Raw genomic sequence first — 19,571 nt, forward strand, 5'->3', positions numbered from 1 at the left:
ACCGGGACGCGGGAGGCTACTTGGGGTCCTTGCGGAAGGTCTTGGTGGACCAGAGGTAGCCGAGGACGGTGAGGGCGGCGCACCAGGCGAGGGCGAGCCAGCCGTTGTGGCCGATCCCGGTGCCGAGGAGGAGGCCGCGGAGGGTCTCGATGGCGGGGGTGAAGGGCTGGTACTCGGCGATCGGCCGGAACCAGCCCGGCATGGAGTCGACCGGGACGAACGCGCTGGAGATCAGGGGGAGGACGACCAGTGGGAGGGCGTTGTTGCTGGCCGCCTCCGCGTTGGGGGAGACGAGGCCCATGCCGACCGCGATCCAGGTGAGCGCGAGGGCGACCAGGGCCGTGAGGCCGAAGGCGGCGAGCCATTCCAGGGCGGTGGCGTCGGTGGAGCGGAAGCCGACGGCGACGGCGACGGCGCCGACGAGGAGGACGCTCATGAGGCACTGGAGGACGCTGCCGACGACGTGGCCGACGAGGATCGAGGGGCGGTGGATCGCCATCGTGCGGAAGCGGGCGACGATGCCCTCGGTCATGTCGTTGGAGACGGAGACCGCCGTCCCCACCACCGTGCCGCCGACGGTCATCATGAGGATGCCGGGCACCACGTAGGCGATGTACGCGGAGCGGTCCGCGCCGCCGCCCATGCCGGCGCTCATCACGTCACCGAAGACGTAGACGAAGAGCAGCAGCATCATCACGGGGGTGAGCAGCAGGTTCAGGGTGAGGGAGGGATAGCGCCGGGCGTGCAGGAGGTTGCGCCGGAGCATCGTGTGCGCGTCGCGGACGGCGAGGGTGAGGGTGCTCATCGGGAGGCCTCCTGGGTGAGGGCGAAGAAGACGTCGTCGAGGTCGGGGGTGTGGACGGTGAGCTCGTCGGCCTCGACGCCCGTGGAGTCCAGCCAGTCGAGGAGGGAGCGCAGTTCGCGCTGGCTGCCGCCGCTGGGGATCTGGAGCGTCAGGGACTCGTCGTCCCGGGTGGCCACCTGGAGGGTCGTGACCGCGGTCCGGTAGACGGCGGGGTCGGTGAAGCGGAGGCGGACGTGGCCGCCGGGGATCTGGCGCTTGAGCTGGTCGGCGGTGCCTTCGGCGACGATGCGGCCGCCGTTGAGGACGGCGATGCGGTCGGCGAGTTCGTCGGCCTCCTCCAGGTACTGGGTGGTGAGGAAGACGGTGACGCCGCCGGCGACGAGTTCGCGGATGATCTGCCACATGTTGTGGCGCGAGCGCGGGTCGAGGCCGGTGGTCGGCTCGTCGAGGAAGATGATGCGGGGGCCACCGACCAGGGTCATGGCGATGTCGAGGCGGCGCCTCATGCCGCCGGAGTAGGTGGAGGCCGGTTTCCTCGCCGCCTCGGTGAGGTCGAAGCGTTCGAGGAGCTCGGCCGCGACGCGGCGGCCCTCGGCCCGGGGCAGGTGGTGGAGGTCGGCCATGAGGAGCATGTTCTCCTCGCCGGTGATCAGGCCGTCGACGGCGGAGAACTGGCCGGTGACGCCGATCGCGGCACGGATCCGGTGGGCGTGGGTGGCCAGGTCGTGGCCCCCGACGCGGACGTGGCCCGCGTCGGGGGCGATGAGGGTGGAGAGGATCTTCACGGCGGTGGTCTTGCCGGCGCCGTTGGGGCCGAGCAGGGCGAAGACCGTTCCTTCGGGGACGGTCAGGTCGACCCCGTCGAGGACGGCCTTGTCGCCGTACGACTTGCGCAGACCGTTCACCGCGATGGCGGCCGGGCCGGGGCGGCCACCCCCTTGACCGGGCACGGAATTGGACATGGGCATGACAGAAGAAGGCATGGGGGCCTCCGATCGAAGGCGGGGGAGGGTGGGAAGGGGAGGGGGCGGCGCCGTCGTGGCTCAGACGCGGGCGCGGCGGATGTCGATGTTGCCGTGGCGGGTGCGGGCGCGGACCTTGACGGTCTCCTCGGTCTCCTCCGGCGCGTCGGAGGCGGTGAGCCCGTTGCGCACCTGGCCGGAGCCCGAGGTGGCGTCGAGCCACGCGGCCGTGCCCTCGCGGACGCCGACGTCGATGGCGCCGTAGTTCGTCTCCAGCCGGACCGTTCCGCGGGCGACCTCGCCGATGCTCACGGTGCCGTGCGCGGTGGTGGCGACGACCGAGTTCTCGGCGCGGCCGACCGTGATGTCGCCGTGGGCGCCGCTCACCCGCAGCTCGCCGGTGACGGCGCCGACGGTGGTGGTGCCGTGCGAGTTCTTCAGGACCGCGTGGCCGTCGACCAGGCCGACGCGCACGCTGCCGGAGCTGGTGGTGATCTCGGCCGGGCCCTCGACGCGGTCCACGCTGATCGAGCCGTGCGAGGCGGTCAGGTGCAGCGGGCCGGTGGTGTCGAGCCGGGCGTCACCGGCGGAGGTCTTCACGCGGACCTCGCCGAGCCGCCCCTCGCAGAGCACCTGGGTCCAGGCGCCGTCCAGGTCGACCCGCGAGCCCGTCGGCAGCTCGACCGTCACGTCGACGACGCCGGTGCGGCCGAACAGGTTCGCCTTGGGCGTCCGGACGGTCAGCGTGCCGTTCGCGTACGAGACCTCGGTCTGGTCGGCGGTCCGCACGTCCAGGTCCTTCTTGGTGTTGCGCGGCAGCACCTGGACGGTCGTGTCCGTGCGGTCGCCGGCGATGAACTGGATGGAGCCGGCCTCGACGCGGGCCGTGGCGGAGATCGGTGCGGGGGTGTCGAAAGAAGGCATGGCTGTCCCGTCCTCTTGAGTCTCTGGAGCGTCCCCGCAGGTGGGACGTGGTGTGGGTGAACCAGTGGCGGTGCGGGTGAACCGGTGGTGCGGGCGGGGGCCGGGTTACCGCACCCAGCCCGTGATGCTCTGTCCGATGGTCCGGGGCTTCTCCGCCGTACGCGGCCGGGCGCCGCCGCCGTCGAGCGCCGCCGACACCGCCCGTACCAGCCAGGCGTTGACCGACAGTCCCTCGCGGCTCGCGGCCTCCTCGGCCCGGGCCTTGAGGTGGGCCGGAAGGCGCAGGTTGACGCGGGCGACGGCGCCTTCGTCCCCCTCGGGGACGACGGTCGGCGTCACGGGCGGCTCGGCGGGCCCCGGCGGCTCCACGGGGGCGCCGCTGTCGGCGGGCGGCCGCGTCACCACGAAGTCCGGGTCGAGACCGCGGAGCCGTACGTCGACCGATCCCGGGGCGAGTTCACGGGTGATCTCGTCCGTGGCGGCGGAGAGCACGTTGAGCATGGTCAGGCGGGCCGCCGACTCCAGGGGGGCGGTGAGCCGCTCGGCCAGCTCGCGGGCCGCGTCGCCACCGGCTTCGGCGGCCACCGCGAGTTCGCGGCGGAGGCTGTCGACATACGGGGTGAGGTCCATGACGCCATCATGGCATCATCATGGCGCCATATGCAACCCGCGGTGGCGCCATGTGGCATCAAGTGGCATCGGGTGGTGCCATCCGTGGTGCTGGATGGCGCCAGGCGGTGCCAGGTGGTGCCAGGTGGTGCCAGGTGGTGCCGGAGCGGTGCCGGAGCGGTGCCCCCGTGACGGAGTCCGGCACTCCAGGGGGTCGTACATTGCCGTGGGCCGGTAGGGCGGCCCGTGGTCCGACCTGCCTACCTTGTCCCGACTCCCCGGTACCGGGGGCGTGGGTGAGGGACAGCAGGAAAGCGGGGCGGGATGTTCGAGGTCTTCTGGGGAGTGCTCGCCACGGCCTTCGGGGTGGTCATCGCCTCGGACTTCCGGGGCGCGGCCCACCGCTTCCACGCGATCACCCAGGCGGCCACCCCCTTCGCCGGGTCGCGGACGCCGGTCCTGGGCGTCGGCTTCCTCCGGGCCGTGGCGGGTGCGTTCGCGGTGATCGGCCCCATCGTCCTGGCCCTCGGGCTTCTCGGCCTGTGGCGCGGAGAGGCGGGTCCCGTCGGTCCGCAGGGGCCGCCCATGGCGCCCGCCTGGATCGCGGTGCCCCTGGTGCTGTTCGTCGGGGTCATCCTCTGGTGGACCTGGCGGAGCTCCGGACCGCTGCGCCGCGAGTGGGACACCGGTACGCGTGTGCGGCGGGTCGCCGCCGTCGGTCTGACCCTGTCGGTCGTCGCGTTCCTCGTGCTGATGGCCGCAGGTCAGGGCGCCTGGGCGGTGACGAGTCACCTCGTCGGCGGCCTGTGCGGCCTGCTCCTGCTGGTGAGCGGCGACCGGGTCGGCCGGTGACGCCCTCCGGGCCGTCGGGGCGGCCCGCTCAGCCGGCCAGGCATTCCGCGAGCAGGAGGGCGCCGATGAGGAGCATCATGGCGCCGCTGACGCGGGTGACGGCCCGGGCGGCCGAGGGGCGGGTGCTCAGGAGCGTGCGGGCCAGGACGCCGACGGTGAGGTAGACGACGGCGCACGCGGTCAGGTGCACCGTGCTGAGCAGCCCGGTCTGAGCGGCGACCGGCCAGCCCGTGGCGGGCTCGATGAACTGCGGGAACAGTGAGAAGTACAGCAGCAGTGCCTTCGGGTTCAGGCCGCTGGTCCCGGCCCCCTTGAGCATGACCTGGACCCGGGAGGCCGCCGCGCTTCCTCCGGCGGCCGCGCTCTCGCCGGCGGCCGCCGGTACGGTCGGCTGTCGCAGGACGCCCCAGCCCAGCCACAGCAGATAGCCGGCGCCGGCGGCGGTCAGGACGGTGAGCGCCGTCGGGGAGCTCGCCATGATCACCGCCAGGCCCGCGACGGCCGCCAGGGCGTAGGCCGTGTGGCCGACGAGCAGCCCCGTGACGGCCGGGACGACGGAGCGGCCCCGCAGACCTGCGGAGATCGCGTAGGCCCAGTCCGCGCCGGGGGTGACCACCAGGAGCAGGTCCACCGCCAGGAAGGCCGCCAGCGTCGTCGTATCCATCGATCGTTCGTTCCCTCTCGCACTTTCTTGTTGCGAAGGGGAGGCTAGGCCGGATACGTCCGAAGGTGTTTGCGTATTTACCCAGTGGTCCCGCGATGTGAGGGAAAATCTTCTCCATGGACGCCCTGGACCGGAAGATTCTTACCGAACTGCAGCTCGACGGCCGTCTGACCGTCACCGAACTGGCCGCGCGTGTGCGGCTCAGCGTCTCGCCCTGCCACCGGCGGCTGCGCGACCTCGAACGCGGCGGCGCCATCCTCGGCTACCGCGCCGTGGTCGACCCGGCCGCCGTCGGCCTGAACTTCGAGGCGCTCGTCTTCGTCACCCTGCGCTGGGAGACCCCCGACACCGTCACCGCCTTCGAGGAGGCCGTGGCCGCCGTCCCGCACGTCCTCCAGGCCCAGCGCCTGTTCGGTGAGCCCGACTACCTGCTCCGGGTCGCCACCACCGACCTGGCCGCCTTCCAGCAGCTCTACGACCAGCGGCTCGCCCGGCTGCCCGGAGTCCAGCGGCTGACCTCCACCCTCGTGATGAAGAACGTCGTCCACGACCGCCCCCTGCCCGAGTAACGGCGTGGCCGGTCTCGCGTGTTACCCGCGGGTACGCCATGATGGCGGCATCCGTACACGACCGACCCGGGGGCTGAGACAGCGGTGACTTTCGAGAAGCGGACCACGGTGCACGCGTTCCGGGACGACTCCCTCGGGGAGCACGACGCCGTCGGCCTGGCCGAGGCCATCCGGCGGCGCGAGGTCAGCCCCGCCGAGGCCGCCCGGGACGCGGCCGCCCGCCTCCGGGCGGTCGAGGAGCTCCATGCGGTGCAGACCCCGCTCGACCCCCCGGCACTCGGCGGCTCCACGGGCGGGGCCTTCGCCGGCGTCCCCACCCTCGTCAAGGACAACACCGACTACGCGGGCCTGCCCACCGGCCACGGCAGCGCCGCCTTCACCCCCCGGCCCGCCCGCCGGCACGCGCCCTTCGTCCGGCAGCTCCTCAGCACCGGCGTCACCGTCCTCGGCAAGACCCGGCTGCCCGAGTTCGGCTTCAGCCCGGCCACCGAGTACGAGAACGCCGAACCGGTCCGCAACCCGTGGCACACCGGCCACTCAGCGGGCGGCTCCTCCGGCGGCGCCGCCGCGCTCGTCGCCGCCGGAGCCGTCCCCCTCGCCCACGCCAACGACGGCGGCGGCTCCATCCGGATCCCCGCCGCCTGCTGCGGACTCGTCGGCCTCAAGCCCACCCGGGGCCGGCTCGTCGGCAACGACCAGAGCCGCCGGCTGCCCGTCGACATCGTCGCCGACGGCGTCGTCACCCGCACGGTCCGGGACTCCGCCGCCTTCCTCGCCGCCGCCGAACGCCACCACCGCAACCCGAAACTGCCGCCGGTCGGCCTCGTCGAGGGCCCCTCCGACCGCCGGCTGCGCATCGGCTTCCTGCTCGACTCGCCCAACGGCGTCCGCTGCGACGACGACACCCGCGCCGCCGTCACCGGCACCGCCGACACCCTCCGCGGCCTCGGCCACACCGTCGAACCGGTCGGGATGGACCTCGACCCGCGCTTCACGGAGGACTTCCTCACCTACTGGGGCATGCTCTCCTTCCTCCTCGGCGCCACGGGCCGCACCCTCGGCGCCGACTTCGACCGCCACCGCATGGACGGCCTCAGCCGGGGGCTGCGCGAGGAGTACCTGAAGCGCTGGCGGGACACCCCGGGCGTGGTGCGCCGGCTCAAGCGGACCAAGGAGGCGTACGCGGCCGCCTTCCGCGGTCTCGACCTCGTCCTCACCCCCGTCCTCGCCCACACCACACCCCCGATCGGCCACCTCAGCCCGGTCGTCCCGTACCCCGTCCTGGTCGGGCGGATCCTGGAGTACGTCGCCTACACCCCCGTCGACAACGTGGTCGGCACCCCGTCGCTCTCGCTGCCCAGCGCCCGCACCACCGCCGACGGCCTGCCCGTCGGCGTCCTCCTCTCCGGCCGCCCCGGCAGCGAACGCACCCTCCTGGAAACCGCCTTCGCCCTGGAGGCCGAGCGGCCCTTCCGCCGCCTCCAGGACGCCTGACGGCGCCCCCGGGCTCCCCCCCCCGGGGGGACGGTCGGCCCCCCTCGGGCCGGTCAGTCCTGCTCAGGGAAGTGGCAGGCCACCTCCCGGGGTTCGCCTTCGGCGAGCGTCCGCAGGGGCGGTGCCTCGGTGCGGCAGATCGCCTGGGCCTTCGGGCAGCGCGGGTGGAAGGTGCAGCCCGGCGGGGGAGCGGCCGGGCTCGGCGGGTCACCGAGGAGGGTGATGCGCTCGCGGGCCCGCTCGGCCGCCGGGTCCGGGAGCGGCACGGCGGAGAGCAGCGCCCGGGTGTAGGGGTGGGCGGGGGACTCGTACACCTGCTGCTTGGCACCGATCTCGACGATCCGGCCGAGGTACATCACCGCGACCCGGTCGCAGACCCGCTTGACCACCGACAGGTCGTGGGCGATGAACAGGTAGGCGAGGCCCAGTTCGGCCTGGAGCCGTTCCATCAGGTTGACGATCTGCGCCTGCACGGAGACGTCGAGGGCGGAGACCGGTTCGTCGGCGACGACGAGCCGGGGGCCCGTCGCCAGCGCGCGGGCGATGCCGATGCGCTGGGCCTGGCCGCCGGAGAACTCGTGCGGGTGGCGGTCGGCGTGCTCGGGGATGAGCCCGACCAGCTCCATCAGCTCCAGCGCCCGCTTGCGGGCGTCCGCCGCCGAACTCCCCTGCACCAGCAGCGGATCGGCGATGATCCGGGCCACCGACTGCCGGGGGTTGAGCGAGGAGTGCGGGTCCTGGAAGACCATCTGGATCTCGCGGCGGAGCGGTTTGAGGGCCCGCTGGGAGAGGTGGGCGATGGACCGGCCGTCGTACTCGACGGAGCCGGCGGTCGGTTCCAGGAGCCGGACGATCATCCGGCCGGTGGTCGACTTGCCGCAGCCGGACTCGCCGACCAGACCGAGGGTCTCGCCCGCCGCCAGGTCGAAGCCGACCCCGTCGACGGCCCGCACGGGCGCCGAGCGGCGGCGCCCCGGGAAGGTCATGGCGAGGTCCCGTACCCGCAGCAGCGGCGGCGGTTCGGACTCCGTACGGGGAAGGGGGACGGTCGTGCTCACGGGGCTACCCCTTCGTGCGCGGGAGAGGTGGGAGAGGTGGGGAGGGCGGCGAAGTGGCAGGCGGCGAGATGGCCTTCGGGGCCGCCGAGGGCGGGCCGTTCGGTCGCGCACCGCTCCCGCTCCTCGGGCGTGCCGGCCGCCGCGCGGGCGCAGCGGGGCGCGAAGGCGCAGCCGGGCGCGGGGGCGAGGAGGGACGGTGGACTGCCGGGGATGGCCCGCAGCGGTACGTCGTCGGGGTCGTCGAGCCGCGGCAGCGAGTCGAGCAGCCCCCGGGTGTACGGGTGCGCGGGAGCGCCGAACAGGGTGTCCACCGGGGCCTGTTCGGCGGCCCGACCGCCGTACATCACGAGCACCTCGTGGGCGACCCGGGCCACCACGCCCAGATCGTGGGTGATCATGACGACGGAGAGGCGGCGCTCCTCCTGGAGCCGGGCGAGCAGATCGAGGATCTGGGCCTGCACGGTGACGTCGAGCGCGGTGGTCGGCTCGTCGGCGATGAGCAGGTCCGGTTCGCAGACGAGCGCCATCGCGATCATGACCCGCTGCCGCATGCCGCCGGAGAACTGGTGCGGGTACTCGCCCGCCCTGCGCTTCGGCTCGGGGATGCCGACCTCGGCCAGGGCCTCGACGGCCCGGGCGCGGGCGGCGGCCCGCCGGGTGCCGAAGTGGACCCGGTGGTGCTCGGCGATCTGCTCGCCGACCGTGTAGTACGGGTGGAGACTGGACAGCGGGTCCTGGAAGATCATCGCCATCCGCCGGCCGCGCAGCCGGTTCAGCTCCCGGTCGGGCAGGCCGACGAGTTCGCGTCCGTCGAGGACGACGGAGCCGGTGACCTCGGCGCCGGTGTGCAGGCCCATGACGGCGAGCGAGGTCACGGACTTGCCGGAGCCGGACTCGCCGACGATGCCGAGGGTGCGGCCGTGCGGCACGTCGAAGGAGAGGGAGTCCACGGCCCGGACGGGGCCGCGCGGGGTCGGGAAGGTGACGCTGAGGTCCCGGACCGTCAGGAGCGGTGCGGTGTCGGCCATCAGTACCTCACTCGCGGGTCGACGACGGCGTACAGCAGGTCCACGACCAGGTTGGCGACGACGATGAAGGTGGCGGCGAGCAGCGTCACCCCGAGGATGACGGGCTGGTCGCCGGTGGTGAGCGCCCCGTAGAAGAGGCGTCCGACGCCGGGCAGTCCGAAGAGGGACTCGGTGATGACGGCGCCGGCGAGGAGCCCGCCGAGGTCCATGCCGAAGATGGTGAGGATCGGGGTCATCCCGGCCCGCAGGCCGTGCTTGACGACGACCGTGCGGCGCGGCAGGCCCTTGGCGCGGGCGGTGCGGATGTACGGCTCCGCCATGGACTCGATCATGGCGCCGCGGCTCTGCCGGGCGTACATCGCGGCGTACAGGATCGCGAGCGCCAGCCACGGCAGCAGCAGGTTGGAGGCCCAGGCCAGCGGGTCGGAGGCGAAGGGGACGTACTGCGGGTAGGGGAGCAGTCCGGTGAGCCGGATCATCCCGTAGATGAGGAGGACGGAGGTGAAGTAGACGGGCAGGGAGGCGGCGGCGACCGCGCCGACCATGAGGGCCCGGTCGGTGAGGGTGTCCTTGCGGAGCGCCGCCGTGACCCCGGCGGTGAGGCCGAGGGCCAGCCAGAGCACGGCGGCACCGGTGGCGAGCGAGGCGGAGACCGGGAGCCGGTCGACGAGCAGGTCCCAGACGCCCTCGCTGTTCTCGTACGAGTAGCCGAGGCAGGGGAAGTCGCAGGTCAGGGTGTACTGCCCGGATCCCATGGTCCGGCCGGTGAAGACCCCGGTGACGAAGTCGGCGAACTGGCGCCACAGCGGGGCGTCGAGGCCCATGCTGGCGCGGATCGCCTCCAGACGCTCGTCGCTGCACGCCTTGCCGCAGGCGGCGGCGGCCGGGTCGGACGGCAGGACGTAGAAGATGGTGAAGGTGACGGCGGCGATGGCGAGGAGGACGCCGAGCATCCCGAGGAGCCGGCGGCCGAGGTAGAGGATCACGTACGGCTCCCCCGGGGATCGAGGACGTCGCGCAGCGCGTCGCCGAGGAGGGTGAACGCCAGCACGGTGAGGAAGAGGCAGAGGCTCGGGACGAGGAAGTACATGGGGTCCGTGTCGTAGTAGGCGACGCTCTCCGCGATCATCTGGCCCCAGGACGGGGTCGGCGGGCGGACTCCGACGCCGAGGTAGCTGAGCGCGGCCTCGGTGGCGATCATCCCGGGGATCATCAGCGTGGTGTACGCGATGACGGGCCCCGCGACGCCCGGGAGGATGTCGCGGGCGAGGATCCGCCAGGGGCCGGAGCCGCCGACGCGGGCCGCGTCGACGTACTCGCGGTGCTTGAGCGAGAGGGTCTGGCCGCGGACGACCCGGGCGACGCCGGGCCAGCCGAAGAGGCCGATGACGAGGACCATCAGGAGGATCCGGTTGACGTCCCGGGCCACCGACATCATCGCGATCATGAAGATGAGGGAGGGGAAGGACATCGTGAGGTCCATCAGCCGGGACAGCACGGTGTCGGTGCGGCCGCCGAAGTAGCCGGCGGCGATCCCGGCCGTGGTGCCGGCCAGGACGACGATCGCGGTGGCGGCGAAGGCGATGAGCAGCGAGACCTGGGCGCCGTGCACGACCCGGGCGAACAGGTCGCGGCCGGTGACGGGTTCGACGCCGAGCCAGTGCTCGGCGGAGACCCCGCCGAACGACCCGAGCGGCAGTCCGCCGAGGTACGGGTCGACGGCGGACTTGTCGAACTCCTCCGGGCCCCAGCCGCCCAGCGCGGAGATCAGCGGGGCGGCCGCGGCCATCACCGCGAAGAGGACGACGACGGCGAGCGAGACCTTGAGGGAGGCGCGGCGGCGCAGTTCGGCGAGGACGAGCCGCCAGGCCCCGCCGCCCTCACCCGCGGGCGGGGAGGCGGTGGCCGTGACGGTCGTGGTCGGGGTGGTCATGGAGGGGCGTCCTTCAGTTCGCGCTCTTCGACGGGTCCTTGAGGCCGACCGTCGCGTAGTCGAGCTGGCCGCCGTACGAGGCGTGGCCGAAGGCGCCGGCGATGTTGGTGCCGACGAGGAGGGTGCGGCGCTTCGTGGCGACGGGGACGACCGGGGCCTTGGCGAGGATCTGCCCGTCGAGCTCCTGCCACGCCTTGTTCGCCTGGGCGGCGTCGGTCATGGTGGCGATCTCGTCCATGCGCTTCATGGTGGCGTCGTCGCGGAAGAGCGAGTGGTTGCCGGAGTTGCCCTTCTCCTTGATGTAGCGGCCGTCGAAGACGAAGGGCAGGAAGGTGGAGCCGGAGGGGTAGTCCGGGCACCAGCCGGTGTAGACGAGGTCGGTGCGGTTCTTGGTGTCGCCGATGGTGTCGTAGAAGGCGGACGGGTCGACGGTCTCGATGGTCACCTTGATGCCGGCCCGGCCCAGGGACTGCTGGACGGCCTCGCCGACGGCCTTGTCGCCGGTGGAGACGATGATGCTGGTGGAGAAGCCGTCGGCCTTCCCGGCCTCCTTGAGCAGCTGCTTGGCCTTCTCGACGTCACCGGTGAGCGGGATCTTCAGGGTGTCGGGCTGCTTGCCGCCGTCGAAGAGGGAGCCGGGCATGGTGGCGGTGGAGGCGTCGTTGAGGGCCGGGCCGCCGACGGCGGTGATGACGGCCTCGCGGTCGAGGGCGTGCTGTACGGCCTGCCGGACCTTCACGTTGTCGAAGGGGGCCCGGCCGGTGTGCATCTGGAGCATGTCGGTGCAGCTGCTGGACTCGGCGAGCAGCCGGGCCTTCACGTCGGGCTTGGTGAGCACCTTCGGGGTGGACTCGGGGCGGAGGGAGGCCCACGGGACGGCGGAGGCGTCGGCGCCGGAGGAGGCGATGAGCCGGTCGTCGACCTGGCCGCCCTTCAGGCCCATGGTGACGACGATCCGGTCCGGGTACGCCTTGCGGACCTGGTCCGTCGCCGGGTCCCAGTGGGTGTTGCGGGCCAGGACGATCTGCTTGCCCCGGGAGTACGTCTCGATCTTGTACGGCCCCGAGGAGAACGGCCGGTTGTCGTACTGGGGTCCCTTGTCCTGCGCCTTGGGCACCGGCGAGAAGGTCGGCAGGGTCGCGGCGAAGGGGAACTCGGCGAAGGGCGTGCGGAGTTCGAAGACGATCGTGCGGGCGTCGGGGGTCTTCACCGAGTCGAGGTGCTTGCCCTGCGCGGGGCCCTGGTAGCCCTCGGCGCCGGCGAGGTAGCGGGCCGCGTAGTCGGGGCCGCCGGGCAGGTCGGGGGAGAAGGACCGCTCGACGTTGTACTTGACGTCCTGGGCGGTGATCGGGGTGCCGTCCTCGTACTTCAGGCCGGGCTTGAGGCGGAAGGTCCAGGTCTTCGCCCCGTTGGAGGGGGTGCCGAGGTCCTCGGCGAGGTCGGGGACGAGCTCGGTGCCCTTGGCGCCGGGCTCGGCCTTGTAGGTGACGAGGGTGCGGTAGAGCAGCCGGGTGCCGAAGTCCATGTCGGGCATGACCCAGTTGCGGGCCGGGTCGAGGTGGGTGAAGTCCTGGTTGGACAGGACGGTGAGGGTGCCGCCCTTCTGCGGGGTGCCGCCGAGGACCGCGCCGGCGTTGGCCGCGGCGGGGTTCTTCCGTTCCCGGTCACCGGTGGAGTCGCCGGACGAGCCGTCGGAGCAGGCCGAGAGGCCGAGGGCGAGGGCGGACACCAGGGCGGTGGCCAGGGTGCGGGTGCGCTTGTTCATGAAGGTCACTCCGAGGAAGAGCTGCAGGGCGTGCAGAGTGGTCGGACAGCCAGAGCGGCCGGAATGTGACCCGTAACATAGTAATGTGAAATTGTACTGACAAGCCATTGGACCGCCCCGGACCCGTCCGTTATGCATCCGTGTCCGGCGGGCCGCCCAGGGAGGAGCCCTCATGCACCCCGCGTACGCCACCACCGACCACACCTTCACCCTCCCCCTCGACCACGCCCGCCCCGACGGCCCCACCCTGGAGGTCTTCGCCCGCGAGGTCGCCGACCCCGCCCGCGCCGGCGAGGAACTGCCCTGGCTGCTCTTCCTCCAGGGCGGCCCCGGCGGCAAGTCCCCGCGCCCCACCGCCGGTTCGCCCGGCTGGCTGCCGCACGCCCTGAAGACCCACCGGGTCCTCCTGCTCGACCAGCGCGGCACCGGCCGCTCCACCCCCGTCACCGCCCGCGCCGCCGCCCGCTTCGACAGCCCGGAACGGCTCGCCGCCCACCTCGGCCACTTCCGGGCGGACGCCATCGTCGACGACGCCGAGCTGATACGCCGCCGCCTCTGCGGCGACACCCCCTGGGAGACCCTCGGCCAGAGCTACGGCGGCTTCCTCACCCTCACCTACCTCTCCCGCGCGCCCCGGGGCCTGCGCGCCTGCTACGTCGCCGGCGGCCTGCCCGGCCTCACCGCCACCGCCGACGACGTCTACGCCCGCACCTACCCGCGCGTCCGCGACCGGGTCCTCGACTTCTACGCCCGCTACCCCGAGGACGCCGGCCGCCTGCGCGGGCTGCTCGACCACCTCGCCGCCGCCGACGTCCGCCTGCCGGACGGCGACCGGCTCACCCCACACCGCCTGCGCACCCTCGGCCTCATGCTCGGCATGGGGGACGGGTTCGAGCGCCTGCACTGGCTGCTCGACGAGGCCCTGGACCCGGACGGCACCCCCACGGACACCTTCCTCCACCAGGTCATGACCCTGACCGGCTTCACCGACAACCCGCTCTTCGCCGTCCTCCAGGAGAGCCTGTACGGACAGGGCGCCGGGCCCACCGGCTGGGCCGCCCACCGCGCCCTCGCCGACCACCCCGACTTCGCCAAGGAGGAAGAGGGCGCCGGGGACGCCGAACTCCCGCTGCTCACCGGCGAGATGATGTACCCCTGGATGTTCCGGGAGATCGCCGGGCTTCGCCCCTTCGCCGAGGCCGCCGACCTGCTCGCCGCCCGCGCCGACTGGCCCCCGCTGTACGACCTCGGGCGCCTCGCCGCCAACGAGGTGCCGCTCGCCGCCGTCGTCTACCACGACGACATGTACGTGGACGCCGGTCTCTCCCTCGACACCGCCCGCCGGATCGGCGCCGCCCGCGCCTGGGTCACCAACGAGTGGGAGCACGACGGCCTCAACGCCTCAGGCGGCCGAGTGCTCGCCCGGCTCATGGACATGGCGGCCGGCCGGGTCTGACGCCCTCCCGGCGACCAGCGCGAAGGTGACGGTGATGAGGAGCGCCCAGGCGCCGAACTTGGCGACGGAGACCGGCTGCCAGCCGTCGAGCTGGTCCGGATAGCTCCAGGCGCCGACGTAGGTGGCGGCGTTCTCCGCGATCCAGAGGAAGAAGCCGATGAGGACGAAGGAGAGCGCGAGCGGCATCCGGTGGTCCTCCTCGCCGACCCGGAACCGGACCCAGGTGCCGGCGGTGGCGAGGAGCAGCAGCGCCGCCAGCACCCAGCGGGCGTCGGGCAGCCAGTGGTGGCTGAAGAAGTTGAGGTAGACCGCCCCGGCGAGGACCGCCATGACCCGGGGCCGGTAGCCGGTCAGACGCAGGTCGAACAGGCGCCAGGCGCGGCAGACGTAACTGCCGACGGCCGCGTACAGGAAGCCGCCGTAGAGCGGGACGCCGCCGAACTTGGTGACCGCGTCCTCCGGATAGCTCCAGGACCCCATGCGGACCTTGACCAGTTCGAAGAGCAGGCCGATCAGATGGCAGACCGCGATGACCGCGACGTCCCGCCCGCTGTCCCAGCCGAGCCGCCAGGCCAGGACGGTGAGCGCGATCCCGTAGCCGAGGAGCAGGTCGTAGCGGGCGACGGGCAGGTCGGGCAGGAGCGCCGACACCGCGATGCCGCCGACGAGCGCGACGGCGAAGGCGCAGCAGCGCGCTTCGAGCAGCGCGAAGCGCAGGAGCTGGCGGAGGGCGTGCGGGAGCCGGGTCCGGCGGAGGCCGTGTGCGATCGGGGCGGTCGGGGAGTCCATGGGAGAGGGGACGCGCCCGCACCCGTGTGCGGTTTCCCCGGGTCAGTGGTGGCCGTGGTGGCGGGCGCAGCGCGGGCCGGTGAGCAGGCGGCGGACCATGTCGCCGGCCGTGGCGGCGTCGCGGGCCTCGGCGGGGAAGAGGAGACGGAGGTCGCAGTGGCCCTCGCCGTACTCGCAGCGCAGCGAGACCGCGTGTCGGTCCATGGCGAGCGGGAGGGTGCGGAGGACGCCGTGCGGGAGACGGGAACCGGCGAGGACGACCAGGTCCGAGACGAGGTCGGCGTGGGCGTCGGCGAGGTGGGTGAGGAGCGCGGCCTCGTCGAGCGCGAGCGGGTCGGGGGCGGCGAGGGCGTACGCGACGGGGGAGACGTCCTCGGTCCCGGTGCCGGTGCGGAGGGTGATCCGGGCGAGGTCGAGGCGGAGCGCGCCGAGCTCGCCGGGGACGGCGGGGGCGAGTCGGCCGGTGAGCGCGACCCGGGCGCGGACCCGGTCGCGCAGCGCGGTGGGGGCGATGTCGGTGAGGTCGACACGGGCGTCGAGCGCGCCGAGCGGGGCACGGGCGAGGTGCCCGGAGAGCGGGGTGTCGGCGGGCGGGTGGAGGGTGATCCGGCCGCGGGCGCCGACGGTGTGCGCGCCGAGCAGGTCGTAGGTCTGTCCGTCGAGGGTGAGCGAGAGGGAGACGGCCCGGGCCAGGACGGAGCGGACCTGTTCCGCGGCGGTCTGCCGGGGCGGGGCGGGGGAGGGGGCGACGCTCACGGTGACTCTCCTCGATCGGATTTTAGGTAAGGCTAACCTAACCATCCCTGGGGTGGGGTGTCCAGAACCCCCGGCCCGTCGGTGAGCGGGGGTCAGGGGCCGACCGAGCGCCAGATGCGGTCGGGGAGGAGGCGGGCGGCCTCTTCGAGATCGACGTCGCCCAGAGTGAGCCAGCGGCGGGCCATGCCGACGACCGGGCCCAGGACGAGGCTCTCGATGACCGGGGTGGGCAGGTCGGCGAGCTCGCCGACCCTGCGGTGGCCGTCGAGCCAGTGCTCGATCGGGGTGAGCCGCGCCTCCTGGTTGTCGCGGATCTCGGTGGCGCGGGCCATCCCCTCCTGGTCCGCGAAGGGGGAGTGCAGCAGGCGGGCGGCGGCCGGCTGGGTGCGGACGAAGTCCAGATAGGCGTGGACGACCGCCTCGATGCCGGAACGGGCGTCCTGATGGGAGGTCAGGGCGGTGGCCAGTTCGCCGAGGAGGCGGCCGAGCCAGCGCAGGGCGAGGGCGCTGATCACCCCGTGGAGGTTGCCGAAGTGGTGGTAGACGCTGCCGGTGCTGACCCCGCTCACCCGGGTCAGGGCGGAGACGGTGAGGCCCGCCTCCCCCTCGCGCGCGTAGAGGTCGAGCGCGGCGTCGAGGACGCGTTCGACGGTGACTTCTCCGCGCTGCTGCTTCCGGCTCATCGAGCGGGGTGCCCCTTCGGTCCGTGCCGTCCCCGGCCTGCTTCTTCCGTACCTGGTCAGCATAGGAGGCGTGGGCGCGGTCGGATCCCCGCGCGTGGGGCGGCCGGATCCCCTTGCCTGGGCGCGGCCGGATCCCCGTGTGTGGGTGCTGCGCCGGTCTCGGGCCGGGGCCGGGAGTCTCAGGCCAGGGCCAGGAAGAGCTTCTCCAGCTCCTCCTCCGTCATCGGGGGTGCGTCCGCCGCGTCGTCGGCGAGGCACTGCCGCATCCCGCTCGCCACGATCTTGAACCCGGCCCGGTCCAGCGCCCGCGAGACGGCGGCCAGCTGTGTCACCACGTCCTTGCAGTCGCGGCCCGCCTCGACCATCGCGATCACCCCGGCCAGCTGCCCCTGGGCGCGCCGCAGGCGGTTCAGCACCGGCGTCACCGCCTCCTCGTCGACCTGCACGGCGATCCTCCTTCGCTCGCCCCCTCCTGTGCATGATACCCCTAGGGGTATCAATCCAGCTGATCTCGCGGATGTCGGAACCAGCCGCACGGGGCTGCGCGTGGTGCACTGCGGAAACGATCACCGTCGAAAGGACGTCCGTGCACTCCCAGAGCCCCGGCGCCTCCCGCCGGACCGCCCTCGCCCTCGGCGCCGGTACGGCGCTGACCGCCGCCCTCGGCCTCGCCGGCGCCGGAACCGCCCACGCCTCGACGGCCGGCACCCCCGCCGGCGAGCGGGTCACCGCCCGTCTCCGCGCCCTGGAGGAGCGGTACGGCGCCCGCCTCGGCGTCTACGCCCACGACGTGCGCACCGGCCGCACGATCGCCCACCGGGAGCGCGAACGCTTCCCGATGTGCTCGGTCTTCAAGACCCTCGCCGTCGCGGCCGTCCTGCGCGACCTCGACCACGACGGCACCTTCCTCGCCCGCCGCATCCGCTACACGGCGACCGACGTCGAGCGCTCCGGCTACTCGCCGCGGACCGAACTGGCGGAGAACCTCGCCCACGGCATGACCGTCGCCGAACTCTGCGACGCCGCCATCCGGTTCAGCGACAACACCGCCGCCAACCTGCTCCTGCGCGAGCTGGGCGGACCCACCGCCGTCACCCGCTTCGCCCGCTCGACCGGCGACCCCGTCACCCGGCTGGACCGCTGGGAGCCCGAGCTGAACTCCGCCGAACCCTGGCGGACCACCGACACCACCACTCCGCGCGCCATCGCCCGCACCTACGGCCGGCTCGTCCTCGGCCGCGTCCTGGAGCCCGCCGACCGCGCCCTCCTCACCGACTGGCTGCTCCGCAACACCACCAGCGACACCCGGTTCCGCAAGGGCCTCCCGCCGGAGTGGACGGTCGCCGACAAGACCGGTGGCGGTGCCCACGGCACCAACAACGACGTCGGCGTCACCTGGCCGCCGGACGGCGGCCCGATCCTCCTCGCCGTCCTCACCACCCGCCCGGACCCGGAGGCCGAGGGCCTCCCCGAACTGGTGGCCGCCGCCGCGGAGATCGTCGCCGACGAGCTGCGCTGACGGCATCCCGCCGTGAGCCGCGGGGCCGCGCGGCGGAGTGCACCGGGAGCGGGCGGGGCACGCTCCCGGTGCCGACGGAAGAAGCCGGCCCCGTCCGCCCCGGGGTCCTCCGGTCCGTCGGCCGTGCGTCCGCGCACGTCACGGACACCGAGGAACCGAGGTGAGGACCCGCGTTGGCGACCGACCGCTACGGCAACACCCTGCACGCCTGCACCCCCGAAGGGGCCGGGCATCTGGACCGGGCCGTGGAGGCCCTGCTCTTCTTCCGGCCCGAGGTGACCCCGGCCGTCGAGGACGCCCTCGCGGCGAGCCCCGACTCGCCCGACGCCCAGGCGTTCGCCGTCTACCTGGGGGTGCTGGGCACCGAGCACACCGCCGCCGCCACGGCCCGGGCGCGCTTCGCACGCTGGTCGGCCGGCCGTGACACCCGCTCGCTGCCCGCCCGCGAGCGGCTCCACCTGGCCGCCGCCGGGGCCTGTCTCGCCGGCGACCTGCACGGGGCCGGCGACCTCCTGGAGGAGCTGTCCCTCGCGTATCCGAGGGACGCGCTCGCGCTCTTCGCCGGGCACCAGCTGGACTTCCTCACCGGTGACGCCGTCCGGCTGCGGGACCGGATCGGCGGCGCCCTGTCGGCGTGGGGGAGGGCCGACGAGCACCGGGGGCCGCTGCTCGGCATGTACGCCTTCGGCCTGGAGGAGTCGGGGCACTACCGGCGCGCGGAGGAGGCCGGCGCGGCGGCCCTGGAGCGGCACCCGAGGGACGTGTGGGCCGTGCACGCCGTCACCCACACGTACGAGATGCAGGGCAGGATCGCCGAGGGCGTCGCCTTCCTCGACGCCCGCGCGGCGGACTGGACCCGCGGCAACTACCTGACCGTGCACAACTGGTGGCACTACGCCCTGTACGCCCTGGAGGCGGGCGCGGAGGAGACCGCGCTGCGCGTCTACGACGCGGCCGTCCACCACGAGGAGTCGGCGGGGCTCGCCATGGAACTCCTCGACGCCGCCGCACTGTTGTGGCGGCTCCACCTGGCCGGCCGGGAGGAGCCGGAGCGCTGGGCGCGGCTCGCCGACGCCTGGGCCGAGCGGGCCGACCCGCCGTTCTACGCCTTCAACGACGCCCACGCGGTGATGGCGTACGTGGGGGCCGGCCGGATCGCGCGAGCCGAGGCGCTGGTGGCCGACCGGCGGCGGTGGCTGGCCGACGACGGGAGCCCCCGGGACCGGTCCAACCGCGTCATGACGGCGGAGATCGGGCTCCCGGTCTGCGAGGCGCTGGTGGCGCAGGGCCGCGGCGACCACGCCACCGTGGTGGAGCTGCTGTGGCCGGTACGGCGCCGGCTCCAGGTCTTCGGCGGCAGCCACGCCCAACGGGACGCCGTCCAGCGGACCTTGCTGGAGTCGGCGCTCGCCGCGGGGGACCACGACCGGGCCCGGCTGCTGCTGAGCGAGCGGGACGGGCTGCGGCCGGACAGCCCGTACAACTGGCTGGGCCGGGCCCGGCTGGCCGACGCGATCGGCGACGCGGCCCTCGCGGCGGTGGCGCGCGAGCGGGCGGAGGACGCGAGGAAGGGGCTGAGGCCGACCGCACCCGGTCTCACCGGCGTACCGGAGGCCGATCCCGCCGGCGTACCGGAGGCCAGGCCCACCGGCGTGCCCGGGACCGGTTCCGCCGACGTGTCCGAGACCGGTCTCTGACACCGGGT

20 protein-coding genes are annotated in these 19,571 nt (G+C 73.5%); 6 read left to right on the forward strand and 14 right to left on the reverse strand.

Annotation, left to right across the window (positions count from 1 at the left end; translation table 11 throughout):
- Positions 1-16: 16 nt before the first annotated feature.
- From QK442_RS03810 to QK442_RS03825, 4 genes are all read right to left on the reverse strand, one after another.
- A complete protein-coding gene (locus QK442_RS03810) occupies positions 17-805 on the reverse strand; it encodes an ABC transporter permease (protein ID WP_282692340.1) in 789 nt (262 codons plus the stop codon).
- Complete coding sequence (locus tag QK442_RS03815; protein ID WP_282692341.1) at positions 802-1,767, reverse strand: ATP-binding cassette domain-containing protein; 966 nt, start codon at positions 1,765-1,767, stop codon at positions 802-804. The genes QK442_RS03810 and QK442_RS03815 overlap by 4 nt, the downstream gene beginning before the upstream one ends.
- An 81-nt stretch (positions 1,768-1,848) precedes the next feature.
- Complete coding sequence (locus tag QK442_RS03820; RefSeq protein WP_282692342.1) at positions 1,849-2,691, reverse strand: DUF4097 family beta strand repeat-containing protein; 843 nt, start codon at positions 2,689-2,691, stop codon at positions 1,849-1,851.
- A gap of 105 nt (positions 2,692-2,796) precedes the next feature.
- Positions 2,797-3,321 (reverse strand): toxin-antitoxin system HicB family antitoxin, encoded by a 525-nt coding sequence (locus QK442_RS03825; protein WP_282692343.1) that lies wholly within the window; start codon positions 3,319-3,321, stop codon positions 2,797-2,799.
- A 303-nt stretch (positions 3,322-3,624) separates the two neighbouring features.
- Between QK442_RS03825 and QK442_RS03830 the strand changes: the two genes are divergently transcribed.
- Positions 3,625-4,152, forward strand: a complete 528-nt coding sequence (locus tag QK442_RS03830; RefSeq protein ID WP_282692344.1) for a hypothetical protein — start codon at positions 3,625-3,627, stop codon at positions 4,150-4,152.
- 28 nt (positions 4,153-4,180) lie between these two features.
- Here QK442_RS03830 and QK442_RS03835 read toward each other — a convergent pair whose 3' ends face one another.
- Positions 4,181-4,816 carry a LysE family translocator gene (locus tag QK442_RS03835; protein WP_282692345.1) on the reverse strand — a complete coding sequence of 212 codons (636 nt, stop codon included), beginning with the start codon at positions 4,814-4,816 and terminating at the stop codon, positions 4,181-4,183.
- A gap of 116 nt (positions 4,817-4,932) precedes the next feature.
- Between QK442_RS03835 and QK442_RS03840 the strand changes: the two genes are divergently transcribed.
- Both QK442_RS03840 and QK442_RS03845 read left to right on the forward strand, forming a co-directional pair.
- Positions 4,933-5,385: an Lrp/AsnC family transcriptional regulator gene (locus QK442_RS03840; protein WP_282692346.1), complete on the forward strand. Its 453-nt coding sequence runs from the start codon at positions 4,933-4,935 to the stop codon at positions 5,383-5,385.
- Between the two features lie 84 nt (positions 5,386-5,469).
- Complete coding sequence (locus QK442_RS03845) at positions 5,470-6,879, forward strand: amidase (protein ID WP_282692347.1); 1,410 nt, start codon at positions 5,470-5,472, stop codon at positions 6,877-6,879.
- Positions 6,880-6,932: 53 nt separating this feature from the next.
- Here the strand turns inward: QK442_RS03845 and QK442_RS03850 are convergent, their stop codons facing one another.
- The 5 genes from QK442_RS03850 to QK442_RS03870 form a co-directional block, all read right to left on the reverse strand.
- Positions 6,933-7,865, reverse strand: coding sequence for an oligopeptide/dipeptide ABC transporter ATP-binding protein (locus tag QK442_RS03850; RefSeq protein WP_282692461.1), 933 nt, complete (start codon positions 7,863-7,865; stop codon positions 6,933-6,935).
- 68 nt (positions 7,866-7,933) lie between these two features.
- Positions 7,934-8,965 carry an ABC transporter ATP-binding protein gene (locus tag QK442_RS03855; protein ID WP_282692348.1) on the reverse strand — a complete coding sequence of 344 codons (1,032 nt, stop codon included), beginning with the start codon at positions 8,963-8,965 and terminating at the stop codon, positions 7,934-7,936.
- Positions 8,965-9,951, reverse strand: coding sequence for an ABC transporter permease (locus QK442_RS03860; protein ID WP_282692349.1), 987 nt, complete (start codon positions 9,949-9,951; stop codon positions 8,965-8,967). Before QK442_RS03860 ends, QK442_RS03855 begins: the two co-directional genes overlap by 1 nt.
- The gene (locus QK442_RS03865; protein WP_282692350.1) at positions 9,948-10,898 is read right to left on the reverse strand and encodes an ABC transporter permease; all 951 of its coding nucleotides are present in this window, start codon (positions 10,896-10,898) and stop codon (positions 9,948-9,950) included. The genes QK442_RS03860 and QK442_RS03865 overlap by 4 nt, the downstream gene beginning before the upstream one ends.
- A gap of 13 nt (positions 10,899-10,911) precedes the next feature.
- On the reverse strand, positions 10,912-12,663 hold the full coding sequence (locus QK442_RS03870; RefSeq protein ID WP_282692351.1) for an ABC transporter substrate-binding protein: 1,752 nt from the start codon (positions 12,661-12,663) through the stop codon (positions 10,912-10,914).
- Positions 12,664-12,835: 172 nt separating this feature from the next.
- Here QK442_RS03870 and QK442_RS03875 point away from each other — a divergent pair, with 172 nt between their 5' ends.
- On the forward strand, positions 12,836-14,119 hold the full coding sequence (locus QK442_RS03875; protein WP_282692352.1) for an alpha/beta fold hydrolase: 1,284 nt from the start codon (positions 12,836-12,838) through the stop codon (positions 14,117-14,119).
- Here QK442_RS03875 and QK442_RS03880 read toward each other — a convergent pair.
- The 4 genes from QK442_RS03880 to QK442_RS03895 form a co-directional block, all read right to left on the reverse strand.
- A complete protein-coding gene (locus tag QK442_RS03880; protein ID WP_282692353.1) occupies positions 14,066-14,908 on the reverse strand; it encodes a DUF817 domain-containing protein in 843 nt (280 codons plus the stop codon). The genes QK442_RS03875 and QK442_RS03880 overlap by 54 nt on opposite strands.
- Positions 14,909-14,950: 42 nt before the next feature.
- The gene (locus QK442_RS03885; protein ID WP_282692354.1) at positions 14,951-15,664 is read right to left on the reverse strand and encodes a DUF2470 domain-containing protein; all 714 of its coding nucleotides are present in this window, start codon (positions 15,662-15,664) and stop codon (positions 14,951-14,953) included.
- A 92-nt stretch (positions 15,665-15,756) separates the two neighbouring features.
- On the reverse strand, positions 15,757-16,347 hold the full coding sequence (locus tag QK442_RS03890) for a TetR/AcrR family transcriptional regulator (protein ID WP_282692355.1): 591 nt from the start codon (positions 16,345-16,347) through the stop codon (positions 15,757-15,759).
- A 179-nt stretch (positions 16,348-16,526) separates the two neighbouring features.
- Positions 16,527-16,793 carry a metal-sensitive transcriptional regulator gene (locus QK442_RS03895; protein WP_282692356.1) on the reverse strand — a complete coding sequence of 89 codons (267 nt, stop codon included), beginning with the start codon at positions 16,791-16,793 and terminating at the stop codon, positions 16,527-16,529.
- A gap of 140 nt (positions 16,794-16,933) precedes the next feature.
- Here QK442_RS03895 and bla point away from each other — a divergent pair, with 140 nt between their 5' ends.
- On the forward strand, positions 16,934-17,866 hold the full coding sequence (bla, locus tag QK442_RS03900; RefSeq protein ID WP_282692357.1) for a class A beta-lactamase: 933 nt from the start codon (positions 16,934-16,936) through the stop codon (positions 17,864-17,866).
- A 173-nt stretch (positions 17,867-18,039) separates the two neighbouring features.
- Positions 18,040-19,563: a tetratricopeptide repeat protein gene (locus tag QK442_RS03905; RefSeq protein ID WP_282692358.1), complete on the forward strand. Its 1,524-nt coding sequence runs from the start codon at positions 18,040-18,042 to the stop codon at positions 19,561-19,563.
- The last annotated feature ends 8 nt before the right edge of the window (positions 19,564-19,571 follow it).

The organism is Streptomyces sp. CC208A (assembly GCF_030010625.1).
Classification (GTDB): domain Bacteria; phylum Actinomycetota; class Actinomycetes; order Streptomycetales; family Streptomycetaceae; genus Streptomyces.

Coding starts and splice junctions, on each gene's coding strand:
- QK442_RS03810 (WP_282692340.1), bottom strand. CDS start 805: ATGAGCACCCTCACCCTCGCCGTCCGCGACGCGCACACGATGCTCCGG.
- QK442_RS03815 (WP_282692341.1), bottom strand. CDS start 1,767: ATGTCCAATTCCGTGCCCGGTCAAGGGGGTGGCCGCCCCGGCCCGGCC.
- QK442_RS03820 (WP_282692342.1), bottom strand. CDS start 2,691: ATGCCTTCTTTCGACACCCCCGCACCGATCTCCGCCACGGCCCGCGTC.
- QK442_RS03825 (WP_282692343.1), bottom strand. CDS start 3,321: ATGGACCTCACCCCGTATGTCGACAGCCTCCGCCGCGAACTCGCGGTG.
- QK442_RS03830 (WP_282692344.1), top strand. CDS start 3,625: ATGTTCGAGGTCTTCTGGGGAGTGCTCGCCACGGCCTTCGGGGTGGTC.
- QK442_RS03835 (WP_282692345.1), bottom strand. CDS start 4,816: ATGGATACGACGACGCTGGCGGCCTTCCTGGCGGTGGACCTGCTCCTG.
- QK442_RS03840 (WP_282692346.1), top strand. CDS start 4,933: ATGGACGCCCTGGACCGGAAGATTCTTACCGAACTGCAGCTCGACGGC.
- QK442_RS03850 (WP_282692461.1), bottom strand. CDS start 7,865: ATGACCTTCCCGGGGCGCCGCCGCTCGGCGCCCGTGCGGGCCGTCGAC.
- QK442_RS03855 (WP_282692348.1), bottom strand. CDS start 8,965: ATGGCCGACACCGCACCGCTCCTGACGGTCCGGGACCTCAGCGTCACC.
- QK442_RS03865 (WP_282692350.1), bottom strand. CDS start 10,898: ATGACCACCCCGACCACGACCGTCACGGCCACCGCCTCCCCGCCCGCG.
- QK442_RS03870 (WP_282692351.1), bottom strand. CDS start 12,663: ATGAACAAGCGCACCCGCACCCTGGCCACCGCCCTGGTGTCCGCCCTC.
- QK442_RS03875 (WP_282692352.1), top strand. CDS start 12,836: ATGCACCCCGCGTACGCCACCACCGACCACACCTTCACCCTCCCCCTC.
- QK442_RS03880 (WP_282692353.1), bottom strand. CDS start 14,908: ATGGACTCCCCGACCGCCCCGATCGCACACGGCCTCCGCCGGACCCGG.
- QK442_RS03890 (WP_282692355.1), bottom strand. CDS start 16,347: ATGAGCCGGAAGCAGCAGCGCGGAGAAGTCACCGTCGAACGCGTCCTC.